Raw genomic sequence first — 8,543 nt, 5'->3', positions numbered from 1 at the left:
CGCCCTCGCCTCGGCCTCTGCACTTGCCTGGGCGGCGCGCTGCTCGGCCAGCGCGCGCTGGCGCCGTTCTTCCTCGACCTGGCGCTGGGCCGCCTGAGCCGCCGCTTCGTCGGCCGCCGCGCGTTCGCGCGCGTGCTGCGCCGCCACCGCCTCGGCCTCCAGGCGCGCCTGCACCTGCTGGCTCGCCTCCTCCTCGGCACGGGCGCGTTCCGCCGCCACCTCGCGCAGCTTGCGGTCGGCCTCGATGCGCGCCTCGGTCGCCGCCAGGATGCGGGTCTCGGCCTCGCGCCGCGCTTCGGCGCCGGCCGCGGCGCGCTGTTCCAGCCGCTCGCGGTGGGTGGCGGCGTCGCGTAGCTCCTTCTCCGTTTCCAAACGCATGCGCAGCGACTGGGCCGCCACGCGCTCGGACTCGGCCTGGGCCAGCGCGATCGCCTCGCGTTCCTGTTCGATGTGGGCCAGCGCGCGCGCCTCTTCCAGGGCGCGCGCCTCGGCCGCCGCGCGCTGGAAGGCGGAGGCCAGCGCCACCTGGTCGGCGCGTTCGCGCTGCAGGGCCAGTTCCAGGGCCTCGGCTTCGGCTTCGGCCAGTTTCTCGGCGGTGGCGCGCGCCGCCTTCTCGGCCCGCTCGCGCTCGCGCGCCAGGATCGCCACGCGCGCGTCGGCGCTGGCGTTGTGCAGCACTTCTTCCTTGGCCGCCTCCACCGCCGCCATGCGCTCGGCCGCCTGCAGGCGCGCCTGTTCGGTCTGGACCAGCAGCTCGTCGGCGGCGCGCGCCGCCTTGGCCGCCATTTCGGTCTGGGCCTCGATCTGGGCGGTGGCGCGGCGCCGCACTTCCTCTTCGGAACGGGCGCGTGCCTCGGCCGCCACGCGGATTTCGGTTTCGGTCTTGACCCGCGCGCGCAGCTCGGCGGTTTCGTTACGGATGGCTTCCAGCCGTTCGGCGGACGCCTGGGCCGCGGCGCGCAGGGATTCCAGGCGGTCGCGGTTGGCGGCGATCGCCTCCTCGGAGGCCTGGGCATTGGCCAGGGCCGCGGCGGCCGCCGCCGCGTCCATCGCGGCGCGCTCTTCCGCCAGCGTGCGGGCGCGGTTCTCGGCGTGGGCGCGGCTTTCGGCGGCGACATTCGCCTTGGCTTCGGCTTCCACGCGCGCGATGGCTTCCTGGATCTCGCGCATGTCGAGCGGCCCGCGTCCGCCCCCCTTCGCGGCCGCCGCTTGACCGGCAGACGCGCCGGACGGCTCGTCGCCCGGCGGCAGCACGCTGCCGGCGTGCGACAGGTCGATCATGAAATCGGTGTCGTCTGGTTTGGACGGGGTGGGTTGCTTGGGTTCCATGGCCGTTCTCGATGCGGTCCCGGGAGCGGGACGGTTCCAGCCGATTATCCGGGAAATCGCGCCGGCGTGCCACGCGGAACTGAACGGTGTTGTCTGCTCAGTTCATTGTTCGGATCGCACTAGGATCTGTCTGACTGAGCGCCGAGGCGACAAGATAATTGTTGGCGCATGGTAGGGTGGACGGGTTCCCCGTCCACGCGGGGATAGTTTGCAGCGAGATCATCCCGCACGAAAGCGGAGCCTCTATCACCGCGTGGACGGCAAAGCCGTCCACCCTACGAAATAGGCTAGCTGCGGCGCAGACTCAGCCAGACAGACCCTAGACGGGCCACAGCGGCGGCTCATCCATCAATGCCACCTGCTCGCGCAGCTCCAGGATCCGATCCTGCCAGTAGCGCTGGGTGTTAAACCATGGGAACGCCACCGGAAAGGCCGGATCGTCCCAGCGCGAGGCCAGCCAGGCCGAATAATGGATCAGGCGCAGGGTGCGCAGCGCCTCCACCAGGTAGAGCTGGCGCGGGTGGAATTCGCAGAAGTCCTCGTAGCCGGCCAGCACGTCGCTCATCTGGCCCACCATTTCCTGGCGCTCGCCCGACAGCAGCATCCACAGGTCCTGCACCGCCGGCCCCATGCGGCTGTCGTCGAAGTCGACGAAGTGCGGGCCGTCCGGGGTCCACAGCACGTTGCCGCCGTGGCAGTCGCCGTGCAGGCGCAGCAGGGGGAGTTCCCCCGCACGCTCGTAGCAGCGTTCGACCCCGGCCAGCGCCTGCTCGACCACGCTGGACCAGGTCGTCAGCAGCTCGGGCGGCAGGAAATCGTGGCTGCGCAGGTAGTCGTAGGGATCGCGCCCGAAGGTCTGGGCGTCGAGCGTCGGCCGCTCCACAAAGGGTTTGGCGGCGCCGACGGCATGGATGCGGCCGATGAAGCGCCCGATCCATTCCAGGGTCGCCGGGTCGCCCAGCTCGGGTGCGCGGCCGCCGCGGCGCGGGAAGACGGCGAAACGGAAGCCCGCGAACGCATGCAGGCCGCGGCCCCCGATCACCTGGGCCGGCACCACCGGCACCTCCTGCGCCGCCAGCTCGCTGACGAATGCATGCTCTTCCAGGATCGCGGCATCGCTCCAGCGCTCCGGGCGGTAGAACTTGGCGACCACCGGCGGCCCCTCCTCCATCCCGACCTGGTAGACGCGGTTTTCGTAGCTGTTGAGCGCCAGCAGGCGGCCGTCGCCGTACAGGCCGACGCTCTCGAGCGCCTCCAGAACAAGCTGGGGGTCGAGACGGGAGAACGGATGGGTTTCAGGAAGAGGTGTAGTCATGCCCGCATTGTAAGGCGGCGTCCCGGATCGCGTGCAGCAATCCGGGGTAGGTCCGCGCGACGATTTTTCTGCCGGCGCGCGGCATAGGCGTTACACTGGCGCCTTCAACGCAACAAGAGTCTTTCCATGCACCTCGACCAGCCCCTCTCCGAAAAAGAATTCGACGAACTCGACCAGTTCCTCCTGTCCGACCGTTGCTCCGACGACGCGATGACGATGGACACCCTGCACGGCTACCTGACCGCCATCGCGATCGGGCCCGAGTCCATCATGCCGGCCGAGTGGCTGCCGCGCGTCTGGGGCGAGGACGGCGCCAGCACGCCCAAGTGGAAGAACGGCCGCGAGGAAGAACGCATCGTCAACCTCATCATGCGCTTCATGAACGAAGTGCTGGTCACTTTCGAGGTGGCGCCCAAGGAATTCGAGCCGCTGTTCTGCGAACACGAACACCAGGGCAAGACCCTGATCGACGCTGAGGCCTGGTGCTGGGGCTTCTGGGAAGGGATGGAACTGCGTCCCGGCTCCTGGGACGCGATCTGGGATTCCGAGGTGGGCGAGCTGATGCGCCCTATCTACCTGCTGGGCGCGGACGAGATCGACGAAGAAGAACTGCCGGAAGTCGAGGATCCCGCCAAGGCACACCAGCTGGCGCTGGAGATCGAAGCCAACCTGCCGGCCATCCACCGCTGGTGGGCGCCGCGCCGCAAGCCGGGCGTGGAAACCGTGCGCCGCGAGGAGCCGAAGGTCGGTCGCAACGACGATTGTCCGTGCGGCAGCGGGAAGAAGTACAAGAAGTGCTGCGGGGCCGAGAGCGCGTGATGTCCGAAGGCGGCGCATTGATTCACGCGCCGGTTGAACGCGCCGGCGGCGGAGCCGCCAACCCTACCGTAGGGTGGGCGGGTCTCCCGCCCACGCGGTGATCGCTACCGTTTAAACCGTCGCACCGGCCGATCGGGCCTACGCCGCCCGCTCCATCACCGCCCCATGCAGGGCCGCCAGCACTTCCGCCGGCCCCGTCATCCCCGCCAGCCTGCCCATCGCATCCACCACCGGCACCCGCGCCAGCCCATGGCGGGTCGCCAATGCCGCCGCCTCGGTCGCCGGCCGCGCGGCATCGATCGCCACACCCGCCGTCATCAGGTCGCCCACGCGCTGTTGCGCCTCGCGCCTGCCCGCCAGGCTCACCAGCGCCAGCCTGGCGCGCGAACCGAGCGAGCGCATCTCCGCTTCCGAGGCGGCGCGCAGCAGCTGGGCCTGGGTCAGCAGCCCGAGCAGCCGCCCTTCCCCATCCACCACCGGCAGCGCCGGCACACCGTGGCGCAGCAACTGCTCGCGCGCGCTCGAGAGCAGCTGGTCCGGGGCCAGGCGCGCCACCGGCGCCACGCTGACGTCGCCGGCGCGCAGGCCGCGCGCGCGGCGCCCGGCCGCGTGCTGCTCGGCGTCGTGGACGATGGTCGCCAGGTCTTCGCGGCTGACGTCGAGCGGCTCGCCGAAGTGTTCCAGCGCGGCGTCGATGTCCTCGTCGTCCACCACCGAGGGCTTGACCGGCGCATGGGCGTGGTGCGCGCCGGTCAGGCGGTTGTACACCAGCGCCGCCAGCACCAGCAGCACCGCGTTCAGGCCCACCGGCGCCAGCGCGAAGGCGAAGCCGGCCTCGCGCACGGCATCGCCGCCCAGCACGGCCGTCATCGCCGCCGCGCCGCCGGGCGGGTGCAGGCAGCGCAGCAGGAACATCATCGCGATCGCCAGGCCACCGGCCAGCGGCGCGGCCACCATCGGTTCCGGCACCAGCTGGGCGCAGGCGACGCCGGTCAGGGCCGACACCACGTTGCCGCCGATGACGGACCAGGGCTGGGCCAGCGGGCTGGCCGGCACGCAGAACAGTAGGACGGCCGAGGCCGCCATGGGCGCGACCAGCCAGGCGATATGGGCGCCCGGCGCGGCCCAGCCCAGGGCGGCCTGGCTGAGCAGGCCCGACAGCATCAGGCCGACCACGGCGCCGAGGGCGGCGCGGGCTTGGGCGGTGGGAGGAAGGGAAACCGGTTGCGGCAGGCGACGGCGTAGGCGGGAAGCGACGTGGATCAGCATTGCGCAAAAGTTGGACGGAAAATACTTCTATTAGACCACACGCACGCTAACAGTGCACGATTGTCCAGGCCGGTGCGTCCTGCTCTGCCGTGGTGCGTTTGCGTTACAGCAAACCGGCAGCCAACCATGCATTCAAAAATGCAATGATGTAAGATATGCAACGCTCCGCCGAGTGCACAACCATCACAAGGATCCTGAAAAATGATGCGCTTCCAACGCCACGCCGTGACCGCCCTCGCCGCCGCTGCCGCCGCGGCCTGCTTCGCCACCCCTGCCCTGGCCGCTGCGCCGATGGTCAAGACCCCGGCCCCGGGTTACTACCGGGTCATGCTGGGCGACTTCGAAATCACCCCGCTGTCCGACGGCACCGTCGACCTGCCGGTCGAGCAGCTGCTGGCCGACAAGCCGGAAAAGACCAAGGCCACCCTGGCCAGGCAGCACCTGAAGACCCCGCTCGAAACCTCGGATAACGCCTACCTGGTCAATACCGGCAGCAAGCTGGTGCTGATCGACACCGGCGCCGGCAGCTTCTTCGGCCCGACCCTGGGCCGGCTGGTCGCCAACATGAAGGCCGCCGGCTACAGCCCTGAGCAGGTGGACGAGATCTACATCACCCACTTCCATGGCGACCACATCGGCGGCCTGGTGAACAATGCGCAGATCGTGTTTCCGAACGCCGTGCTGCGCGCCCACAAGCACGAAGCCGATCAATTCTTGAATCCGGAAAATATCGACAAGATCAAGGACACCGACACCTTCAAGGGCTTCACTGCCGCCGTCCAGCCGTACATCAAGGCGGGTAAATTCAAGCCCTTCGACGGCGACGCCGAGCTGGTCCCGGGCATCCGCGCCCAGGGTACCGGCGCCCACACCCCGGGCCACACCACCTACATGGTCGAGAGCAAGGGCCAGAAGCTGCTGCTGATCGGCGACCTGATCCACGTGGCCGCGGTGCAGATGGCCGAGCCGAAGGTGACGATTTCCTTCGACAGCGACCAGAAGGCCGCTGCGGCCGCACGTAAGAAAGCCTTCGACGCCGCGGCCAAGGGCGGCTACCTGATCGGCGGCGCCCACTTGCAATTCCCCGGCCTGGGCCACCTGGCCACCGAGGGCAAGGGCTACCGCTTCATCCCGGTGAACTTCACGCAGATGCGCTGAGATCGGCCGGCGCCGCGGTCGCCGTCGATATAGGCGGCGCGGCGCGCACGCCGTCCAGCACCGCCAGCAGATGGTCGAAGTTGACCGGCTTGACCAGGTGGTGCTGGAAACCCGCCGCGAGGGCCTCTTCGCGGTCCTGCTGCTGGCCGTAGCCGGTCACCGCCACCAGCAGCGCTTCGCGTGTTTCAGGCTGCGCGCGCAGGCGCCGCGCCAGTTCCTTGCCGTCCATCTCGGGCAGGCCGATGTCGAGCAGGCAGACCTCCGGACGCACGCTGCGCGCGCGGTCCAGCGCCCGCAGCGAATCGTGTTCGATCACCACTTCGTGGCCGTGCGAGGCCAGCAGCATGCCGAGCATCTCGGCCGCATCGGCGTTGTCGTCCACCACCAGCACCTTCAGCCGCGCCGCCGACGCTGCTTCCAGCGCCTCCAGCGCCGGCAAGTCCTCGGGCAGCAGGGCCTCGTGTTCGAGCGGCAGGGTGATCACGAAGGTGCTGCCCTTGCCCAGCCCCGGACTGGTGCAGCCCACGGTGCCGCCGTGCAGCTCCACCAGGTGCTTGACCAGGGCCAGGCCCAGCCCCAGGCCGCCCTGCGAACGGTCGGAGGAACGTTCGGCCTGGGTGAACAGGTCGAACACGCGCCCGGTCAGCTCGCGGTCCATGCCGATGCCTTCGTCGCGCACCGACAGCACCAGGCGCGGGCCGAGGCATTCCGCGCGCAGGTCGATCTGGCGCCCTTCCGGGGTGTACTTGCTGGCGTTGCCCAGCACGTTGGCCACCACCTGCACCAGGCGCGCCTTGTCGCCCAGGACCACGGCGCCGTGCGGCGGCAGGCGCACCGCCAGCTGCTGGCGGCGCGCGTCGATCATCGGCCGTACCTGCTCCACCGCTTCATCGACCACCACGCGCGCGTCGACCGCGACCCGCGCCAGGGTGATCAGGCCGCGCGTCACGCGCGAAACGTCGAGCAGGTCGTCCACCAGGCGCGTCATGTGGCGCACCTGGCGGCCGATGATGGTGCTGCTCTGCTGCACCCGGGCCTCGTCCATGGCGCCCAGCTTGAGCAGCTCGGCGGCGGCGCTGATCGGCGCCAGCGGGTTGCGCAGCTCGTGCGCCAGCATGGCCAGGAATTCGTCCTTGCGGCGGTCGGCCTCCATCAGCTTGTCCTCGGCCAGCTTGCGGTCGGTGATGTCGCGGAAGAAGGAGGCGATGCCGCCGTCCTGGGTCGGATAGGCGCGGATCTCGGACCACACCCGGCGCCCGCCCGGGAACACACGGCAGTACTCGGCGCTGCCGGCGCTGCGGCTGCGCATCACGTCGCGGTACATGCGCCCGCCCTCGGTGTCGAGCGACTCGGGGAAGATCTCCCAGTGGTTGCGGCCGATGACCTGGTCCGCCTCCATGCCGCAGATGCGCAGGCCTTCGGCGTTCATCTGCAGGATGGTCCAGTTGCGGTCGAACAGGGCAAAGCCCTCGGCGATGGCGTCGAAGATGTAGCGGCTGCGGTCGCGCTCCTTGCGCAGCTCGGCCTGGGCGCGCACCGCCTCGGCGGCCGACCAGGTGCGCTCGGCCACGTCGCGCGCCAGGCGGGCGTCGTGGTCGCTCCAGTGGCGCGGGTGCGGGGTGTGGATGGCCAGGCAGGCGGTCAGGCGGCCGCGCTTGACCAGCGGGACCGCCAGCAGCGCGCCGATGCGCTCGTTCACATAGGTGCTGCGAAAGCCCGCCGTGCGCACGTCGCGCGCGCTGTCGTCGATGCGCACCACGCTGCCGGCGCGCAGTTCGGCGGCGATCGCCGGGCTGAAGTCGGCCAGCTGGAACTGCGGGCGCGCGGCCAGGGTGCGGCCGTCCTGGCTCCACAGGTGCGGCACGCTGAAATGCCCCAGCGCGTCGTCCATCTCGGCGTACAGCACCCGCGCGGCGCGCAGCTCGCGTCCCAGCAGGCCGCTGGCCGTTTCGATCACTTCCTCGGGATGCAGCAGCGGGCGCAGCGCGTCCGAGACGCGCAGCTCGAAGGCGGCGCGGCGTTCGGCCAGCACGCGGCCGGTGGTTTCGATGCAGGTACAGAACAGGCCGGCGATCTCGCCGCCGGCGCCGTGCAGGGGCGCGAAGGAAAAGGTAAAGGTGGCGCGCTCGGGATAGCCATGGCGGCGCAGGGTCAGTTCCATGTCCTCGTGGTAGACCGGCTTGCCCGAGAGGGCGCGGTCGACCATCGGCACCAGGTAGGGCCAGACTTCCGGCCACACGTCGGACAGGCGCGCGCCCAGCACGTTCGGGTGGCGCTCGCCCAGCAGCGGAATGGTGGCGTCGTTGTACAGGAAGACGAGCTCGGGGCCCCAGGCGACGAACATGGGGAAGGACGAGTGCAGCATCATGTCGACCGCGGTCTTCAGGGCCTGCGGCCAGGTGGCGATGGGGCCGAGGGTGGTGGCGGGCCAGTCATGGCGGCGCAGCAGGGCCGGCATCTGGCTGTCTACCCCGGGACCGGTGGGCGTGAACGGGACCATGCCCTTGATTGTCGCACAACTTTTCGTTAAGGCTGCGGCAATTTTTTGGGGTGGTTCGCGGGGGAAGGAGACATGGGTGGGGGGTGGCGAACTTGGGTCCCCCCCCGGGGGGGGGGGGGGGGGGGGTGGGGGGGCCCGCCGGGGGGGGTGGGG

The 8,543-nt window shown here is 70.2% G+C and carries 5 protein-coding genes and 1 pseudogene; 2 read left to right on the top strand and 4 right to left on the bottom strand.

Annotated features, from left to right (window positions below; translation table 11 throughout):
* Window positions 1-1,329, bottom strand: a pseudogene (locus KBW98_RS23255) (hypothetical protein); the annotation flags it as partial.
* A gap of 319 nt (window positions 1,330-1,648) precedes the next feature.
* A complete protein-coding gene (locus KBW98_RS23250) occupies window positions 1,649-2,644 on the bottom strand; it encodes a serine/threonine protein kinase (RefSeq protein WP_211522544.1) in 996 nt (331 codons plus the stop codon).
* A gap of 126 nt (window positions 2,645-2,770) precedes the next feature.
* Here KBW98_RS23250 and KBW98_RS23245 point away from each other — a divergent pair, with 126 nt between their 5' ends.
* Window positions 2,771-3,463 (top strand): UPF0149 family protein, encoded by a 693-nt coding sequence (locus KBW98_RS23245; RefSeq protein WP_211522543.1) that lies wholly within the window; start codon window positions 2,771-2,773, stop codon window positions 3,461-3,463.
* A 138-nt stretch (window positions 3,464-3,601) separates the two neighbouring features.
* On the opposite strand, the gene KBW98_RS23240 is transcribed toward KBW98_RS23245, so the two are convergent.
* Window positions 3,602-4,732, bottom strand: coding sequence for an HPP family protein (locus KBW98_RS23240; protein ID WP_211522542.1), 1,131 nt, complete (start codon window positions 4,730-4,732; stop codon window positions 3,602-3,604).
* Window positions 4,733-4,933: 201 nt separating this feature from the next.
* Between KBW98_RS23240 and KBW98_RS23235 the strand changes: the two genes are divergently transcribed.
* Window positions 4,934-5,890, top strand: a complete 957-nt coding sequence (locus tag KBW98_RS23235) for an MBL fold metallo-hydrolase (RefSeq protein WP_373888997.1) — start codon at window positions 4,934-4,936, stop codon at window positions 5,888-5,890.
* Here KBW98_RS23235 and KBW98_RS23230 read toward each other — a convergent pair.
* Window positions 5,874-8,390 carry an ATP-binding protein gene (locus KBW98_RS23230; protein ID WP_229429382.1) on the bottom strand — a complete coding sequence of 839 codons (2,517 nt, stop codon included), beginning with the start codon at window positions 8,388-8,390 and terminating at the stop codon, window positions 5,874-5,876. The genes KBW98_RS23235 and KBW98_RS23230 overlap by 17 nt on opposite strands.
* Window positions 8,391-8,543 lie beyond the last annotated feature (153 nt).

Source organism: Massilia sp. ST3, from assembly GCF_018119405.1.
Classification (GTDB): domain Bacteria; phylum Pseudomonadota; class Gammaproteobacteria; order Burkholderiales; family Burkholderiaceae_D; genus Telluria.
The sequence above is the reverse complement of the archived record's forward strand: the minus strand, read 5'-3'. Positions and strand labels throughout refer to the sequence as shown.

Bases quoted from the DNA above. Each gene is read 5' to 3' on its own strand.
- KBW98_RS23230 (WP_229429382.1), bottom strand. From the start codon at position 8,390: ATGGTCCCGTTCACGCCCACCGGTCCCGGGGTAGACAGCCAGATGCCG.
- KBW98_RS23250 (WP_211522544.1), bottom strand. From the start codon at position 2,644: ATGACTACACCTCTTCCTGAAACCCATCCGTTCTCCCGTCTCGACCCC.
- KBW98_RS23245 (WP_211522543.1), top strand. From the start codon at position 2,771: ATGCACCTCGACCAGCCCCTCTCCGAAAAAGAATTCGACGAACTCGAC.
- KBW98_RS23235 (WP_373888997.1), top strand. From the start codon at position 4,934: ATGATGCGCTTCCAACGCCACGCCGTGACCGCCCTCGCCGCCGCTGCC.
- KBW98_RS23240 (WP_211522542.1), bottom strand. From the start codon at position 4,732: ATGCTGATCCACGTCGCTTCCCGCCTACGCCGTCGCCTGCCGCAACCG.